At 40.7% G+C, this 18,800-nt stretch carries 11 protein-coding genes and 1 tRNA gene; 8 read left to right on the forward strand and 4 right to left on the reverse strand.

What is annotated here, in order from left to right:
• Nucleotides 1-27: 27 nt before the first annotated feature.
• Nucleotides 28-1,173 carry a histidinol-phosphate transaminase gene (locus HWQ58_RS31970; protein WP_292871928.1) on the forward strand — a complete coding sequence of 382 codons (1,146 nt, stop codon included), beginning with the start codon at nucleotides 28-30 and terminating at the stop codon, nucleotides 1,171-1,173.
• Between the two features lie 8 nt (nucleotides 1,174-1,181).
• Here the strand turns inward: HWQ58_RS31970 and HWQ58_RS31975 are convergent, their stop codons facing one another.
• Both HWQ58_RS31975 and HWQ58_RS31980 read right to left on the reverse strand, forming a co-directional pair.
• Nucleotides 1,182-1,736, reverse strand: a complete 555-nt coding sequence (locus HWQ58_RS31975; protein WP_292871878.1) for a hypothetical protein — start codon at nucleotides 1,734-1,736, stop codon at nucleotides 1,182-1,184.
• Nucleotides 1,737-2,630: 894 nt separating this feature from the next.
• Nucleotides 2,631-3,269, reverse strand: coding sequence for a GNAT family N-acetyltransferase (locus HWQ58_RS31980; RefSeq protein ID WP_292871880.1), 639 nt, complete (start codon nucleotides 3,267-3,269; stop codon nucleotides 2,631-2,633).
• 1,030 nt (nucleotides 3,270-4,299) lie between these two features.
• Here HWQ58_RS31980 and HWQ58_RS31985 point away from each other — a divergent pair.
• From HWQ58_RS31985 to HWQ58_RS31995, 3 genes are all read left to right on the forward strand, one after another.
• Nucleotides 4,300-7,830: a response regulator gene (locus tag HWQ58_RS31985; protein ID WP_292871882.1), complete on the forward strand. Its 3,531-nt coding sequence runs from the start codon at nucleotides 4,300-4,302 to the stop codon at nucleotides 7,828-7,830.
• A 68-nt stretch (nucleotides 7,831-7,898) separates the two neighbouring features.
• The gene (locus HWQ58_RS31990) at nucleotides 7,899-9,158 is read left to right on the forward strand and encodes a hypothetical protein (protein WP_292871884.1); all 1,260 of its coding nucleotides are present in this window, start codon (nucleotides 7,899-7,901) and stop codon (nucleotides 9,156-9,158) included.
• Nucleotides 9,159-9,208: 50 nt separating this feature from the next.
• A tRNA-Gly gene (locus HWQ58_RS31995) sits at nucleotides 9,209-9,279 on the forward strand.
• Nucleotides 9,280-9,539: 260 nt separating this feature from the next.
• On the opposite strand, the gene HWQ58_RS32000 is transcribed toward HWQ58_RS31995, so the two are convergent.
• Nucleotides 9,540-10,586 carry an ABC transporter permease gene (locus HWQ58_RS32000; RefSeq protein WP_292871886.1) on the reverse strand — a complete coding sequence of 349 codons (1,047 nt, stop codon included), beginning with the start codon at nucleotides 10,584-10,586 and terminating at the stop codon, nucleotides 9,540-9,542.
• Between the two features lie 201 nt (nucleotides 10,587-10,787).
• Entirely contained in the window at nucleotides 10,788-11,306 is a 519-nt protein-coding gene (locus HWQ58_RS32005) for an adenine phosphoribosyltransferase (protein ID WP_292871888.1), read from the reverse strand.
• Nucleotides 11,307-11,716: 410 nt separating this feature from the next.
• On the opposite strand from HWQ58_RS32005, the gene HWQ58_RS32010 reads away from it, so the two are divergent.
• From HWQ58_RS32010 to HWQ58_RS32025, 4 genes are all read left to right on the forward strand, one after another.
• Nucleotides 11,717-12,343, forward strand: a complete 627-nt coding sequence (locus HWQ58_RS32010) for a DUF3038 domain-containing protein (RefSeq protein ID WP_292871890.1) — start codon at nucleotides 11,717-11,719, stop codon at nucleotides 12,341-12,343.
• On the forward strand, nucleotides 12,340-13,770 hold the full coding sequence (locus tag HWQ58_RS32015) for a DUF4335 domain-containing protein (protein ID WP_292871892.1): 1,431 nt from the start codon (nucleotides 12,340-12,342) through the stop codon (nucleotides 13,768-13,770). Before HWQ58_RS32010 ends, HWQ58_RS32015 begins: the two co-directional genes overlap by 4 nt.
• Before the next feature lie 270 nt (nucleotides 13,771-14,040).
• Nucleotides 14,041-15,372, forward strand: coding sequence for an AAA family ATPase (locus HWQ58_RS32020; protein ID WP_292871930.1), 1,332 nt, complete (start codon nucleotides 14,041-14,043; stop codon nucleotides 15,370-15,372).
• A gap of 116 nt (nucleotides 15,373-15,488) precedes the next feature.
• On the forward strand, nucleotides 15,489-18,674 hold the full coding sequence (locus tag HWQ58_RS32025) for a tetratricopeptide repeat protein (RefSeq protein WP_292871894.1): 3,186 nt from the start codon (nucleotides 15,489-15,491) through the stop codon (nucleotides 18,672-18,674).
• Nucleotides 18,675-18,800: the final 126 nt, after the last annotated feature.

Genomic DNA, 18,800 nt, shown 5'->3' on the forward strand with positions numbered 1-18,800 from the left:
AATGACTAATGACTAATGACTAAAACTATGCTTCCCTTCATCCGGTCAGATTTAGCCCAATTCACCGCCTATAAACCTCATCCTAGCAGCGATACAGCCGATGTCGCCACACAGTTTGATCGGTTAGATACAAATGAAAGCCCCTACGATTTACCACCTGAGTTAAAAGAGAAGCTGGCATGGACGTATCAGCAAGTAATTGAAACAAATCGTTATCCAGATGGCGGACATGAAACACTTAAGGATGTGATCGCCGAATACGTCAATCAATCAGCTGCCCTCTCATCATCCTTATTTACTGCTGCCAATATTTCTGTTGGTAATGGTTCAGATGAACTAATCCGCTCTTTATTAGTCGCCACCTGTCTAGGAGGAGAAGGGTCAATTTTAGTTGCCAATCCTACTTTCTCAATGTACGGGATTTTGGCGCAAACATTGGGCATTCCTGTAGTGGCAGTGGGGAGAAATGAAACAAATTTTGAAATTGACATAAGCGCTGCACAGTCTGCGCTCGAACAAACTCAAAATCCTCCGATTCGCGTAGTTTTCGTAGTACATCCCAATTCGCCGACTGCCAACAGTTTAACTGAGGCAGAGTTGGCATGGTTAAGAAGTTTGCCAGAGCATATTTTGGTAGTAATTGATGAAGCTTACTTTGAATTCAGTGAAATTACTTTAGTAGGTGAATTAGCACAGCGTCCTAATTGGGTAATATTACGCACTTTTTCTAAAGCTTTCCGATTGGCATCTCTCCGTATAGGTTATTGCGTCGCTCATCCCGAAGCGATCGCCATTTTAGAAAAAGTTCGTTTACCTTACAATCTCCCCAGTTTTTCCATAGCAGCAGCATTAGTTGGTTTACAAAATCGTACACTCTTGCTGGAATCAATTCCCCAAACCCTGAGTGAACGAGCTAAACTCATCGAAATTTTATCCCAGCAATCAGAACTACAAATTACCCCAAGTGCTGCCAACTTTATTTACCTGCGTCTTAAACCAAATGGCTTTAATTCACAAGAAGCTGCTTTAAAAACTTTCCACCAGAAACTTAGAACACTGGGCACTCTTGTACGATACATTAGCGGAGGATTGCGAATTACTGTCGGAACGATAGAAGAAAACGCCCGCACCGTTAATCGAGTAAAAGCTGCTTTGTCCAATTTGTCATCTTAGCAATTTACTCAGTAATTAAACCTGCTATTCACCTCGCTGCCCAAACGGCGAACTACTCCCACTGTTTGTGGTAGCACACCCACTAAAAGAGCAAAAGCAACATCCGGCAAAAGAGCCACTATTTCTGGTGGAAAGTATTGTTCAAATTGATCGAGAATTTTCTGGACTCGCTGCCCAGGCACTGGGTTTTCTGTAATTTGTTTGATTAATCGAATCCACTGTCGCCTAATCTTGTAAGCATTCTGGCGTTCTTCATTAGATTCAGGAGTTAATAAAGAAAAATTACCTATAGGCAGTGCCTTTTGGCAATCACAATCGTAATCCCCACCTACAGCAGCCCCAGGCCCAGCAAACTCTGCATGATAGCGTTTAAAGAGTATTAATCCATTTTGTCTACGACTATTGACAATGAAAACTTCTCCACTGTGCAAACGTGTAAGGATATCCGAGCCTGGCGATTGCTCAGTTCCATCTGACATGATAACAGAGTCAAGGAAAGTTGTTTCAGGGTAATAAATTGATACCATAGAGGTCTGATAGCGTCGATGCTGTTCGCTATCCATGTTTTTTAAACTTTTAATGAATGTTGTTGTAGTATGCACTTCAAAACAGAATTAGCTGTTATATCAAATCAAGTTTTTGAATTTTTTTATTATCAAGATTTTTCTGGTCAATCCAACTAAAAATAGCAATATAAAGGCGTTGTTTCAGTAATTGAGTGATTATATTTTAAGAGATTTAACTAGATTTGTCTGTAAACTATACTAATATTTTCTTAAAGTTTTTATAAAGATGAATATCTTAATTACAAAGTTATTATGAGGAAATAATGATTTCTTTCAACGCGATTTCGCCTATAGTTCCGATTATAGTCCATTTTCATCTATATCGAATCCTTTCAAAAAATTGTTAACCATAAATCCCAAAAGATAAATTTAATATTTTTTAATATTAAAAATATTTACCGAAAAGATAATTTGTTTATACGGATGAGGGAATTTTTCGTAAAAATTTTAAATCAAATATTATTTTGAGAAAAAATTATCAAAAGCTATTTACTCGTTTCGGAGATTACAAACATGTTTTAGTTTTGATCTATAGGACTCCTATTTGATTGTATGAAAAAACTCAGTATAACTGAAAGAGCCTTCTTTATCGTTAGCTCTTGCCTGCTAAACCAAGTAAGTCCTCCAAATTAAAGCGGATTTCTATGGATATTTAGCTAAGATTGGCTAGATTTATAATTAACCCTCGTCTATTTTAAAAGCTGGAGTTCTTAAGAAAAATATATTTTTTAGTCCTAACTTAAGTTTTGAGCTTTCTCTAAGTCAAAAGAACTATGATTCTCAAGGTAGACGTGGTTTAACTTAGTTTGTGCTTGATTACCGCTATGAATTATAGATTTTATCGAATTAATTGGAATGGAACACAAAACTTGACAATTGCCAAAACAAAATTCAGAGAATGGAATCAGCACTCAGGTGCTTGTGCAATAACATCTGGCTTGAGCGTCTTAGAAGAAATGTATTCCAATTAGATTCGACTTTATGTACTCGATATCCCAGTTTGAAATAAAGCTGTCTTGCTTGATGGTTATTTTCTAAAACATGGAGATATAAGTCTTGAAATCCCCACTCGCGAGAGACTTTTTCACAGCTAGTAAGCAATCCTGAAGCCACACCATGTCTACGGTATTTTGGGTGAACCGCTAAATTAGATAAGTAAGGAAAACCTACACCAACTTGGCTCCATAAATCACTACTATAACGTACACCCAGTTCCACACTTCCCACTAAGTTATTAGCTTCACCAGTAGTAGATTCAAGGGCAACTAAGCAAATATGGCGGGGCGTGGGTGATGCCATCCGATGCCTTAAGTCTTCGTAAATACCCAGACGTAGCAACGGGAAAGCCCATCCCCATATACCATTGTGGGAGTGAAAGCTTTCAGTAATAATTTGGGCAACACCAATCAAATCAGCCGATGTAGCTGTACGAATTTGGAATTGGTAGGAAGCTGGATCGATTGGCTGTTGGTGGTATGGGTGAAAAAACCGATATTTCAAGGCTAGTTTAGTATTGATTTTATTCAACAAAAATTTTCTCAAATATCCTAAAACAAGATTTAAACTAAATCATAACTTTAGAGTTGCCCAGGAGATTTAACTGAACCAGTATTGCTAATTCACTTTTGCTTGTCGATTAAACAAATTTTTACACTTTAGTTTAAAGTTTTATAACCAGCATTTTTGAAAGAGTATTAGGAGTTACAACTTCATAAATCTATAACCTTAAATTCAGTAGATTCATTGCATCCCTTGTTTTAGGTAGTCAGAATATCAAACTGATTGCCACAAAAGCATCTGTAAAGTGATAGAGCTTTGAATGAGTGGGCAGAGGAATAGCATAACTTGTCCGTAAGCAGCATCTCCGAAATTGTTAAGTAAGTACACTATTGGCAAACTCTGGTTTAAAACCACCCTTGCTTGCAGTACTGAACTTGTTTTTGCAGTTGCCGCTACACTGACACTACTTTGCTACCAAGTCATTCAAATAGGCTGTACAGGTACTGGGACAAGAATCTGCAAGGTTCTCTAATCCCTAATCTCTAACTCCTCAACGACTACCACTTGTCTTAATGATAGTTCTGATTGCTAAATTAGAAAGAGGTATTTGTCTAATAGTATACTTTGGCTTTAAATCTTAATTGTTCTAATTTGGCTGACTCTACCATGACTACCATAAATAAAATTTACCTGCAAGTGTTATTACAACAGCTGCAAAGGGAAAACTTAATATGCAGCTTTATCTGGATTTTTCAGCTGGCTATGAGCGCTGTATGTATTATCATACATTGCTCACAGGAGGTGAAAAAAGATTTGGCAAGCAAGCGTCGACTCTGTAAAACTAAAACTGACAATGAAAGCAATTACACTGCACCAACGCAAACGGTAATCGGTACAAGCAAATGAGACGAATTACTGTGAGTAAACGCTTCTACACTCAGCAGTCATGTAGCCAAACAGCCCTATTGGTCGAAATGCTCTGCTCTTACCTGACTCAGAAAAATCCTTACCTGATCAGATTATTCTTTATCCGACTGCCGTTGCAGCAGGAAAGCGGTGCATGAAATCCCAAGCAAACAGTAAGCCTAAAATTTTGGTTGTCGATGATGAACCAGACAACCTTGACTTGCTTTACCGCACTTTCTATCGTGATTATAAGGTGCTAAGGGCAACCTCTGGCCCTGCGGCCCTCGATCTGCTGGCTCAAGAGGGAGAGATCGCGGTGATCATCTCCGATCAGCGGATGCCAATGATGAGCGGTACAGAATTTTTGAGCCTGACAGCAACTCAATATCCAGATATTATCCGGATTATTTTAACTGGCTACACCGATGTCGAAGACCTGGTGGAAGCAATCAACGCTGGTAAGGTATTTAAATATGTCACTAAACCGTGGGAAGCGGAGGAACTCAAAGCAGTGGTACGCCAAGCTTTGGATACCCACAATGTTCTCAAAGCCAGAACCCGCGAACTTACTCGCACACTCCGTCAAGAATCGCTGCTGAATACCGTTACCAATACGATTCGCAGTGCTTTAGACTACAGACAAATTTTGCAAGCAATTGTAGATACAGTGGGTCACATGTTGGAAGTGGATGTCTGTCTGTTGCGTCCCTTCCAAGATGAGCAGTTGGCGGATAAAGGGTTTATTTATCAGAAGCCTCTTTCTGAAGAGGCAGAGGTGCAGGAGAGTAAAGGGGAAGTGGCAGTAAGTCTTTCCCCTCTGCCCGCCATATCCTCTGCTCCCCCTCTGTCTCTTTTGGCTCAGACGGTGTGGGAAACCCGTGAAGTCCAGGTGATTCATGATGCAATTGATGATGAGCGCATTCACGGTAACACTCCCGAACTGCGCGAGCGTGCGGAAGCTTTTGCTGCTGCTAACATTTGTTCTAGTTTAGTTGTGCCATTGATCTGTCAACAAGAACTGATGGCAGTGCTGGCATTGCACCAGTGTTCTCTGCCTCGCTTCTGGGGTGATGATGAGGTGCAGTTAGTACTGATGGTAACAGATCAGGCAGCCTTAGCTTTGTCTCAAGCTTATGCTTACGAACAAGTACGTGCCCTTGCCAAGCGAGAGAGCTTGATTAATACGATTACTAGCGCGATTCGCTCTAGCCTAGATCCTCAAGATATCTTTGCAGCAATTACCAAGCAATTGGGACAAGCTTTACAAGTCGATGGCTGCGTCCTATCTTTGTGGACTGAGGAAGATGAGTTTGTTGAGTGTGTGGGCTTGTATGACAGTTTTCAACATCTAGAAAATTTAAGCTCGGCAGCCCCAGACAATAACTTAAGTAGTAATAATCACCTACCAAGGCAGAGATTACCCTATTCTCAAGTATCTATTCAGGAGAATCCAATCCTCCAACAAATGCTACAGACACTTGAACCTGTAGTAATTGGTAATGTGAGTCATTCTCCCTCTGATGTGCGGGGTTTTGATTTGCCTTTAAAAATGCCAGCGCGATCGCTAATGTTTGTGCCATTATTGGCTGATGGTAAATGTATTGGTAGTATTACTTTACATGAAGGTAAAAAAGTCCGCCAATGGTTGCCATCTGATATTGATTTAGCCAAAGCAGTAGCAGCGCAAGCCGCGATCGCTGTGCAGCAGTCACACTTATATCAAAAAACTCGTCAACAAGCTGAACGCTTACTGGAATTAGACAAACAAAAAACCGAATTTTTCCAAAATATTTCCCATGAGTTTCGCACACCGATTACCTTGATTCAAGGGCCTTTAGAGTCGGCGGTGGCGGCTGGTGAGGGATTATCTTACTCTCAAAGTGCGATCGCCCTACGTAACTCCCGCCGTCTCCTGCGACTGGTAAATCAACTCCTGGATTTACAACGCCTGAATGCGGGGAGAATGCAGCCAAATTTCCATCCCTGCGATTTAGTCGAATTTGTCAGCCAAATAGTGGAATCTTTTCGTCCCTACTGTGAGAAAAAGAGACTGCATCTCCTCACCCAGTTAGATGAGTGTTCGACGGTGTACTTAGACATGGAAAAATTTGACAAGGTGGTTTATAACCTCTTGTCAAATGCCATGAAGTTTACTCCCGAAGGTGGCACGATTGATGTTCGACTAAAATCTGAGCGCGATCGCTGCATCTTGCAAGTACAAGATACTGGAATTGGTATTATTAAAGAACAAATTCCTCACCTATTTGAGCGCTTTCGCCAAGCTGAAGGTTCAGCAAATCGCTCCTATGAAGGCAGTGGTTTGGGTTTAGCTTTAGTTAAAGAATTAGTAGAATTACATGGTGGTCAAGTCAGTGTGGAATCAGTCTATGGTGAAGGTACTACCTTTAGTTTATGGCTGGTGACTGGAAATGCTCATTTACCTGCACAGCAAGTACTAGAAACGCCTACCGAACTGAATACCAGCCGCGCTAGCGTAGAATTGGCTGATTTAGAACTAGTAGAGTCAACAACAGACAATATTGAAGATATTACAATAAACCTCTCCCCCAGTGTTGATACTAAAGACTCAGCACTTAAGACTCAGCACTCAATTTTAGTTGTAGATGACAACCCCGATTTGCGAACCTATGTATCTGAAATTTTCCGCCGCAATGGCTATCATGTACAGACAGCTCGTAACGGTCATGAAGGGCACAGTAAAGCTAAGGAAATTATACCCAGCTTGATTGTGACTGACTTAATGATGCCCTTAGTGAGCGGACTTGAGATGATTCAGATGATCCGCAATGAGGAGACGTTGAAAGGAACACCAATCATTCTGCTGACAGCGAAAGTAGATGAAGAAACCCGCATCGAAGGTACAGAATATGGCGCGGACGCTTATTTAGCAAAACCATTTAACGATCGGGAACTTTTGGCGGAAGTTCGGAATCTTTTAGCGTTGAAAGAAAATGAACGGCGCATTGTGGAGTTAAATACTTATTTAACAGAATCGGTGCTAAAGCGCTTTTTGCCTGCTGTATTAGTGCAAAAAGCCGCAATCGGAGATTTAACGTTAGATTTGCGCCCAGAACCACGCTTAATTACAGTTTTGTTTAGCGACATTGTGGGTTTTACACAGCTAGCAAATACTCTCAGATCCCGACGAGTTGCAGAGTTGCTAAATGAATATTTAGAAGCCATGACCAAAGTTGTCTTTAGCAATGGCGGTACTGTAGATAAATTTATGGGAGATGCTATCTTAGCTTTGTATGGAGCGCCGGAAGAACTAACTCCTAATGAACAAGTACGTCGTGCTATTAATACAGCAAGAGCAATGCACCGCTCACTGGCTGACTTAAACCAGCGCTGGCGAGAGCAAGGTGTATTCGATAGCGACAAACTTACTAGCGTACAATTTCGGTGCGGTATTCACCAAGGTACTGCTGTTGTGGGGATGTTTGGTAGCGCTGAACGTGCCGATTATACAGCTATTGGCCCAAGTGTAAATATTGCCGCAAGGTTGCAAGCTGCTGCTGTTCCCGGTACAATCCTGGTTTCTGCTGCCGTAGCAGATTATTTACAGGAAGGAGCAATTACTAAAGGTAAGCCGTTAGAACTTAAAGGAGTAGATGAAACAGTTTTGACTTTCGCTGTTTCACCAGAGGTAATGGTTAATCGCTAAAATTTAGACTGGTATTTTAAAGCATTACCAATGAGTAAAAGTGCATAATCATATCCAGTTTATATAATATGACACCATCGGTTGCAGACAAAACGCCAATTCCAGCCAAGGTCTGGAGACGACACACCGATCCACCAGGTTTGTGGATTTTTTTTGTTGTCAGTTCAGTCTCTTTGCACTTGCTGGTGTTCTGGCTGATGCGCTCATCTAATGCATTTAGCCTGTGGTTTCCCCAGCAAAATCAATCTGCTGTTCCCATTGAATTGATAGAAATTGCTCCTAAAACAAAATCAATAATCAAATCAAAATCAACAGCCAAAATAGTTTCGTCAAACTCACTATCCTCAACTCAAAAGTCTGTACCAACACGTTCATCACAAACAGCACGAACTACGCCTAAAAATGAAGATTTTGGCGCAATAAATTCCCCTGAAAATCTCCAAAAAAACAGCCGAATTTACGCCTCTCAACCTAATAGTCAACCCTCTAGACAACAGATAGTCCCCACGCCAACACCGAAACCTACAAAAGCCACACCGAAACCTATAGCTAAAGCCACACCGACACCTACAGTTCCAGTCGGTAATTTACCTTGGAAGCGTCGTCAAGAAATAAAACTGGGAAAGGGAACGCAACTACCAACAGGTATTCCATCAAATCGACCAGTTTCAGAACCTGAAAATAGAGAAACTCCAGCAACTTCAACTAGAGAAACTCCAGCAACTTCAACTAGAGAAACTCCAGCAACTTCAACTAGAGAAACTCCAGCAACTTCAACTAGAGAAACTCCAGCAACTTCAACTAGAGAAACTCCAGCAACTTCAACTAGAGAAACTCCAGCAACTTCGACTAGAGAAACTCCAGCAACTTCGACTAGGGAAACTCCAGCAACTTCGACTAGAGAAACTCCAGCAACTTCAGCTGGGGGAGCATCGGTAGCAATAGTAGCTCCCTTATCTAGAAATCAAGTGATTAGCTTGATACAATCAAGAGGATTCCGACAAGATGCTTTACCCGACGTTATCGCTTTATACAGAGGAAGTAACACAAAACAATTAGACCCAAGTTTTCTTGTCCATAATTCTGGACTTGAAGCAGCACAACTCTTGGCTAGCTTGATAATTGATCAGAATGGCAACTTTAAACAAGCCGTAATTCTAGAAATAGAACCAGCAGCACTGCAAAGTAAAAAAAGCACATACGAGCAAATCCTCAATGAAGTTTTCAAAACAGAAAACTTTCTTGCTGCCCACAATAACGATGGCACAAAACCAGAATTGAGCAATCTATATGTCAGGATCAAAATCCAACCTGCCAATTCCAACTAAATACTTGAATTTTGGCAAAAGCTATGTTAAGTTTATATGGTTGGAAATTTGCGGGCGTAGTTTAGTGGTAAAACTATAGCCTTCCAAGCTATTAATGCGGGTTCGATTCCCGCCGCCCGCTTAGAAAAAAACTCTTAAATATACGAGTGCAAAAACTAAGTCTGAATCTTAGTAAAATAATTAGTTAAAAAGCAATTCACAATTTTGCAGTATACAGAAATAGCTTGAAACTGAGAGTAGCCAAATTCAAGACAGGATGAGAAATCAGCAACACTTTCTTCAACAACATCCGCACTCTGGCTATCTGTTTGTTGTTTGATAGTTGGCAGTACTCTGAAAATCGCCCAATACGTTTTGATTTTTTGGATTTTTGAATTGCTGCTAATTGAGATTTTCTAGGCGAATGCGTGGATCGGCTGCTTTGAGCATCAAGTCGGCGATTAAATTGCCAACAATCAGTAACACTGCGCTCATTACCAAGCTTGCCATTAATAAATATAAATCTTGAGCTAATACAGCCTGTAAGCTTAACCTTCCTAAACCTGGCCAGTTGAAGAAGAATTCGGCAATGAAGGCACCGCTTAATAAACCAGCTAATTCAAAACCCAATAAGGTAATCAAGGGATTTATCGCATTGCGGAGTGCATGAACGTAGATGACGCGGTTTTCTGGCAAACCTTTGGCACGAGCCGTCTGGATGTAATCTTGACGCAGAACATCCAATAATTCACCGCGAGTGATGCGTTGCAAACCAGCGAAACTAGTAATTGAGAGTGCGATTGTAGGTAAAATCATGTGCCAGCCGATATCTAAGATTCTGCCAAACCACGACAGTTCTGAGTGATTGATGCTAGTCATGCTACCCACTGGGAACAACGGCGAGGTGATTTGGGCTAAAACCAGCAACGCTAAGGCAGTAATGAAACTGGGAAAGCCTTGTCCGGCATAACTAATCACCTGTAAAATCCGGTCTGCTGGCTTATTTTGTTTAACAGCCGCAAAGATCCCTAGAGGGATGGCGATCGCCCATGTGACAATTAAAGATGCGATCGCTAATAGCAAAGTCGCTGGTACTCGTTCCCACAACAGCGATGCTACTGAACGTTGATAAATAAAACTCGTGCCAAAATCCCCTTTGGTCAAGATTCGCCATAGCCACAGCCCAAATTGCTCTGGCCAAGACTTATCTAGACCAAACTGCCGCTTGATTTCCTCAATTCTTTCAGGAGATATCTTCGGGTTTTGCCGTAGCGTATCTACATAATCACCAGGAGCGAGTTGAATGATGAAAAACGACAACGCTGACGCCAACAACAAAGTTAGCAGTGCCTGCAATAGCCGCTTTGCCACATAAACAAAAGTTTCGCTCGTTACTAGCTCGATTAGCCAATCCCGACCTGTCTCCAAGGAAATTTTTGCAGATGTCATTTATATTTTGTCCTTTGTCATTTGTCATTTGTCATTTGTCCTTTGTCATTTGCCAGTTGTTTTGCTATTGACCAATGACTAATGACTAATATCATTTGTTCTTTGTCCTTCGTCCTTTGTCCTTCATCCTTTGTCCTTCGTCATTTGCCAATTGTTTTGCTATTGACCAATGACCAATGACTAATGACCTATGACCTATGATTAATATTCAACTAAAGAGATAATCGGCACGTCCGGTAAATGTGTACGCCCTTGTAAATCCCGTAGCTCGATAATAAACCCAAATCCTACTAGTTCGCAGCCAATTTTCTGCACCAACTTTGCTGTGGCACTTGCAGTTCCACCTGTGGCAATCAAATCGTCCACAATCAAAACTCGGCTACCTTGGTGTAAAGCGTCTTGATGCACTTCTAGGCAGTCTGTACCATACTCTAGTTGATATTCAATTGAGTGAACGGCTGCTGGTAACTTCCCTTTTTTGCGGATGGGAATAAAACCAGCTCCTAATTTATAAGCCAGAGGTGAACCAAAAATGAATCCCCTCGACTCCATACCAATGACATAATCAGCTGTTATTCCAGCTTCATTGCATTTTTGTGTTAAAAAGTCAATAGTATAGCGCAGTCCCTCTGGATCGCGCAGTAACGTAGTAATATCCCGAAATAAAATTCCGGGTTTCGGGAAATCTGGGATGTCACGAATGAGAGACTTTAAATCCATAAAATGGGGGATGGGAAGTAGGGAATGGGGAATGGGGCATGGGGAATGAGGTAGATAAATTAATAAGCAATGCCCAATGCCCAATGCCCAATTTCAGATACCTGAAAAATCGTACACTATAATGTCATACGCTGGGGGTCAAGTGGGGGTAAAGGCTGAAGCTTCGCCCTTCATTGACGATAATTAGAATCTAAACCAAGCTATAAAAGGTATTTCATTAATAAATGAGGTGAATTTAGTTATGTTTTAAAATTTTGATTTCAATATAGGGAAAACTTTGAGTAGAAAGAGTTAAGTAATGTATATATCAGGTAGTCATGCTACTGCCACAAGTCTAAGGCTCAAGTCTTGGCTACCGATCTTAAATTTGTTTTATCTAGTCTGTTGGAACCGCACAAGGTATTTATAGAATGAATGTTTCAGCAAGTTTAACGCCGTTCAACAGTCCAACCCAAGACTCACTGCCGATGATTCTGGACACTTTACCAGATCCTGCGATCGCTTCTAAAACGTGTCCTCGCAGAACTAGGCTGCAAATTGACCTGATTTTACTGGCAATTGAAGCTTTAGAACTTGGTGGTTCGGAAGCAATCCTAGCTTTTGCTCAAGAGTTGGATCTTAAAGGAATTGTTAAAGACAGGGTGAATTTATGGCGGATGCGTAGCTCTAACCCGCTACGAAGAGCGCATATACGCCGTCCCTTAACTATTATGGAAGCAAAAGCTCTGGTGGTCATTGCTTGCTATATAGCACGGCGTTTAACTGTTGTCATCCGTCAGTTATTGATGATATGTCAACAAATGGAAGAAAAACAGATTCCATTAGAACAGAATTTGCGGCTATCTAATTACTTAGAGCGGTTTAGAGCGCATTTTAAAAGCCGAATGAATTCTCGACGTTCTGGTGTACTAGCATTAACTTCTGATGAAAAATTAGATGCGCTAGCAATAAATTTGTTAGGACAATTACTCTTTTGTACTGGTACTGCTGGAATGCAGCGGTTCTGGATTAGTCTTTTTGACGGTGAAGTGGAATGAATATTCAACGTAAGTACAGTCTACCTAATTGTACTCTTCTTTTAGAAGGGTTAAGTGATGTCACTAGGGCTGCACAGTTCCAGGAAATGCGCCCAGAATTATCAATATTGGTAAATGCAGAATGCTATTTATCTGGTTACAATCAACCCTTAACCGGAGGGCGAGAATTTTTTGAAAGTTTGGTGAGGGCTGTTAGTGGTTATGCTCAAGAATTTCTGAGTACTGTACCCAATCCGCAAGCACACAATCAAGAATCAGAGCTAGTAGAGTTTCAAAAAATTGACGGCAACCTCCACAGGTTAATCATACATTCCGAAAGTGCTCCAGAGGGGTTCGATCACTCTAATAATTCTAAACGTCCGCCGATTGAAATAGATTTGAATACGGTGCAGTTGTTTGATTTGGTAGAAGCAGTGGATCAGTTTTTTGCTGATAGCCAGACTTTACCAGAATTATCCCTAGAACTACAACCAGTTACTAGACGCTATGGCGGTGCTAGTCAGGCTGTAATCAGGCAGGCTGTTCCTGCTGCCGTGGGAGTATCGAGTTTAGCAGTAGCAGCGATCGCATTTAACTTGATTCCACCTCCCCAAATACGTATACCGCAGCCTAAGCCAGATGAGCAAACTAGCTCTACAACAAAGAGCCTTAATCCTCCAGCATCACCAGCTGCAACACCTATCGCGGCTGCAACACCAACACCACCACCCACAGCTAATGAAAAGCCAGCAGTTAAAGATTTAGAAGCACTTTTAAATACAGTTCCAGAAATTACCGATCCATCCCAGCTGCGTGCATTGAATCGTCAAGTGTATAACCAAATCCATCCAGCTTGGACTAAGCGTTCAGGATTGCAACAGGATTTGATCTATCGTTTGGGTGTAGCTGCGGATGGAGCGATCGTTGGTTATAAAGCGGTGAATAAAGAAGCTAATCAAGGAGTTGGGCAAACTCCTCTGCCTAACCTACTTTATAATCCTGCGAACCGCGCTCCCATTTCCAATGAACCAATCGCCCAATTCCGAATAGTGTTTACTACAAATGGTGTGCTGCAAGTTAGCCCTTGGCGAGGATATGCTAAGACACCAGAGGTAGTCGGTGCAAAAATTACCGACTCTAATATCACTAAAGGTTTAAATCAAAAGCTTTATAATACAGTTCGCCAAACCTGGAGTGGCACTCCCACCTTTACACGAGATTTAAAATATCGGGTAGCAGTCAACAAAGATGGTGTAATTGCTGACTATGAACCACTCAATCAAGTCGCCTTTGATTATTTCCGAGAAACACCTCTTCCCAAGATGTTTAACGCTATCTACGGTTCTAATGTAGCTGCTCCCAATGACAAAGAACCTCTAGCCCACTTCCAAGTTTTATTCAAGTCTAACGGCAAGCTCGAAGTCACTCCTTGGAAGGGATATCAGTAATTGGGCATGGGGCATAGGGCAAGAAAATTAAGTTGCTATTCCCTATTCCCTATGGCTTTTACGTAAGTATTGAGTTTGGGTAACAGTTCATCAAGAATTGGTTTAAATCTGTTTACCTGTTCATTTGCCAATAACTGTCTGGCGTAGGCTAACGCACCGTAATTTGTCAATTGTGCCCCACTCTGAGCAATAACACACCTGACAATTTAATTTTCTAACTATCTCTGTAAGTTTGCGATAATATGGCGCTAACCTGAGAAATTTAGATTTATAACCCAGGATTTTGCCTTTTTAAAGCGGATATACAATGCTTTTGACCCATTTCGTCCCTTACCCGCAGGAGATCCCGCTTATGTTGATTGTACAGAAGTGCGGGGAGATGGTGACATATTAGTAGAAGTAGGTAGAGAGATTTTGTATTCAGACAGAATGACCTCTCAACTGTATGCAGGTCATCGTGGTGCTGGAAAATCTACAGAATTACTGCGTCTTCAGCAATATTTAGATGAGGAAGGTTGCTTTGTTGTTTATTTTCCCGCCGATGAACAAGATATCGATCCAGAAGATGCCCAATATACTGATATTCTTTTAGCTTGTACCCGCCACTTATTAGAAACATTAAAAGATAGCACATCTCCAGCTAGTTTATTGAACTGGTTAAACGAGCGTTGGCAAGATTTAAAAGATTTGGCATTAACTGAAGTCTCCTTACAAAGCTTAAGTATAGAAGGGCAAATTGCCCAATTCGCCAAATTAACAGCAAATTTGCGAACAGAACCTACTCAACGCCAAAAAATTCGTGAGCGTGTCAATCCGCATACAATTACTTTGATTGCAGCTTTAAATGAGTTTATTCAAGATGCCAAAAAGCACTTACCTTCAGGATATTCTCAACTTGTATTAATTGCTGATAACTTAGACCGGATTGTGCCTATACCTCAAGAAGATGGACGTAGCAATCACGACCAAATATTTCTCGACCGTAGCGAACAACTCCAAGCTCTAGATTGCCATTTGCTTTATACAGTACCCATTTCTTTGCTGTATTCTAATCGCGCCGCAGACCTAGCTAATATCTATGGTAATACTCAGGTATTGCCGATGATTATGGTGCAAACGCCTGAAAATCAACCCTATCAACGCGGTATTAATAAAGTTATAGAAATACTGCAAAAGCGTCTGAGTTTGATAGACTCTAGTTTATCTGTGGTAGAGATGTTTGAGCAGCGAGAAGCTTTAGAAAGACTATGCCTCATGAGTGGAGGTCATGTGCGAAATTTATTATTATTAATGAAGGAGGCAATTAAATATACAAACACTCTACCCATTCCTACCAGAGCTTTACAGCGCTCAATGAGCGAGTTGCGAAATACTTATCGAAATACAGTTTTTGCTAATGAATGGGAAGCACTGGCAACTGTGTATCATTCTAAAGAAATAGAAAACGATCCATTGTATCGAGGCTTATTATTTAATCGCTGTATTTTAGAATATCGTTATTTAAATAGAGAAGGAGAAAGTCAAGTTTGGTATGATATTCATCCTCTTATCAAAGGTATTAAAGAATTTCAAGATACCTTTAATCGGCTGTATCCATCATAAAAATAAATTACTGTGTCATTCACAATATCTTTGCCAAAATGCAACATCTTATAAGGGTGTCGCTATAGGAACAAAGGCTACCTCCGTAGGCTATCAGGTATTACACAGCTAAGATTATGACCCTAGAACTGACTGATTGGGATAAGGATTTACCATCAGAAAGAAATGAAGAATATCAAGCCTTAGTCCGCACTCTGAATTTTACAGAAGGCTTTGCTTTATTATTTGTCCATTGCTCTCCGGCTGAAGGTGAGCAGTTAATTACTACAGTAAAAGAAGATATTCCCCACAAAAATATCGAAGTTATGCGGCTTGAAAAAGCTGTTACTAATTTATATGAAATAATTGACAATTTAGAAAATCAAGGAAAAATAAATATTTTATTTTTTACAGGATTAGAGCATTCTTTTTATGAATATGAAGAATGCAAAAGATTAATGGGTTGGAATAGTAGAGATATTTATTCATATAGTTGGAAGGGTGTACCACCAGTTTTAATTAACCTTAACCAACAGCGAGAACGTTTTAAAGAGAAATGTAATATCTGTTTTGTGTTCTTGCTACCGAGATTTGCAATTAAATATTTTATTCAACGTGCCCCAGACTTTTTTGACTGGCGTTCTGGATTATTTGAATTTCCTAGAGATTCAGAAACTTTAGAAAAAGAGTCATCACGTATTATTAAGGATGCAGATTATGAAAAATATCTCAGCTTAAAAAGAGAAGAAAGAAATCAAGAAATAATAGCAATTCAAGAATTAATAGCAGAATATCACAAAACACCTGATCGTCAATATGATTTACTGATTAACCTGGGAAAATTACAGTCTGCCGGAAAATACTATCAAGATTATAAAGAAGCGATCGCTTCCTATAACAAAGCAGTAGAAATTAAACCTGATGACTACCAAGGTTGGTACAACCTTGGGTATGCGCTAGGTGAAATAGGACGCAATGAAGAAGCGATCGCATCCTATGACAGAGCGCTAGAAATTAAACCTGATGACCACTTAACTTGGTACAATCGCGGGATTGCACTAGATTATTTAGGACGCTATGAAGAAGCGATATCCTCCTATGACAAAGCGCTAGAAATCAAACCTAACGATCACCTAACTTGGTACAAGCGGGGCAATGCGCTACGATATTTAGGACGCATCGAAGAAGCGATCGCTTCCTATGACCAAGCACTGAAATTTAACCCGGATAAACACGAAGCTTGGATCAACCAATCTCTTGCTTTACAAAATTTAGAACGTTATGAAGAAGCGATCACATCCTATGACAGAGCGCTAGAAATTAAACCTAATGACTACCAGACTTGGCATGATCGGGGCAATACGCTACGAGATTTAAAACGCCATGAAGAAGCGATCTCATCTTATGATCAAGCACTAAAAATTAAATCTGATGACTACGAGGCTTGGCATGATCGGGGCAATACGCTACGAGATTTAAAACGCCATGAAGAAGCGATATCCTCCTATGACCAAGCACTAAAAATTCAACCAGATGACTACGAAGCTTGGTACTGGCGGGTTGTCACGTTAGGCAATTTGGGACGCTATGAAGAAGTTATCGCATTATATGATAAGGCACTGGAAATTGATCCTAATGATTACCAAGCTTGGGTCAGCCGGGGAATTGCGCTAAAGAATTTAGAACGCTATGAAGAAGCAATTAGCTCTTACGAACAAGCTTTGAAAATTAACCCAGACGACCATTACGCTTGGCATAATCTTGGCATTTCCCTAAACAGTTTAGGACGGTACACAGAGGCAGTTACCAGCTATAATAAAGCTCAAAAAACTGACCCAAGCTGTGAAAATGGCTGGATTCACAGGGGAGAAGCGCTATACAACTTGGGTAGATATGAAGAAGCGGTCGCCTCGTTTACAGAAGCCTTGAAAATTAACCCAGATTACCTCGATGCTTGGAACTGGCATGGGTATGTGCTGGATAAATTAGGACGCTATGAAGAAGCGATCGCATCCTACGACCAAGCACTAAAAATTAACTCAGATGATTACTATGCTTGGAAGAGTCGGGGTATTACATTGGAAAAATTGGGTAGATATGCAGAAGCACTCATTAACCTAGACAAAGCTTTAGAATTCAAACCTAAGGATGACTTATCTAACCTTTATTATGTTTGGAAATGGCGAGGCATTACACTTAACAAACTGGATAGATATGAAGAAGCACTCATTAGCCTAGACAAAGCTTTAGAATTCACAGTTAATGATGACTTGTCTGACATTTTTTATGTCTGGAAATGGCGAGGCAGTACATTAAATACATTAGGTAGATATGAAGAAGCGATCACATGCTTCGATAAGGCACTGGAAATTCAACCTAATAACCACTATGTTTGGATCTTGCAAGGGCTTGCACTCTATCTATTAGGACACAATGAAGAAGCGATCGCCTCTTATAATAAGGCAGTAGCGATTAAACCTAATGATTACTATGCTTGGTACTGGCTGGGGAAGGCGTTACAGGAACTAGAACGCCATGAAGAAGCGATCGCATCCTACGACAAAGCACTGGAATGTAAACCTGATGATCACCAAGCTTGGAACAACCGAGGGTTTGCGCTATGTAATTTAGGACGCAATGAAGAAGCGATCGCATCCTATGACCAAGCACTGTCAATTCAACCTGATGACCACATAGTTTGGAACTTGCGAGGGCTTGCGCTCTATAAATTAGGACACAATGAAGAAGCGTTCGCATCCGTAAATAAGGCACTAGAAATTCAACCTGATTACGACTTAGTGTGGAGCTTGCGAGCGCTTTTGCTAAAGGATTTAGGACGCTATGAAGAAGCGATCACATCCTATGACCAAGTACTAAAAATTAAACCAGATGACTACAAGGTTTGGAATTACCGAGGCAATGCGCTACGAGATTTAGGACGCAATCAAGAAGCGATTTTCTCCTATGACAAGGCATTGGAAATTCAACCTGATACCCATAAAGCTTGGAACAACAGGGGGAAAGCACTATTTGATTTAGGACACTATGAAGAAGCGATCACATCCTATGACCAAGCACTAAAAATTAAACCAGATGACTACGAGGTTTGGAATGACCGGGGCAATGCACTACGAGATTTAGGACGCAATGAAGAAGCGATTTCCTCCTATGACAAGGCATTGGAAATTCAACCTGATGACCACGAAGCTTGGAACAACCGGGGGAAAGCGCTATTTGATTTAGGACACCATAAAGAAGCGATCGCATCCTATGATAAAGCACTGCAAATTCAACCTGATTTAACTCGTGAGAGGTTAGAGTAATTGCACATTTGCCAAATTTCATTAGCTAGTTTTTCAGCGAGTTGATAAACTTTTAAGTCCTCAAAATCAGGTCTTCTCACAAAAGTCCATTGATCATTTATTGATCAATAGTTCCCAATCCTCATG

The organism is Nostoc sp. LPT, assembly GCF_017115165.1.
Classification (GTDB): domain Bacteria; phylum Cyanobacteriota; class Cyanobacteriia; order Cyanobacteriales; family Nostocaceae; genus Nostoc.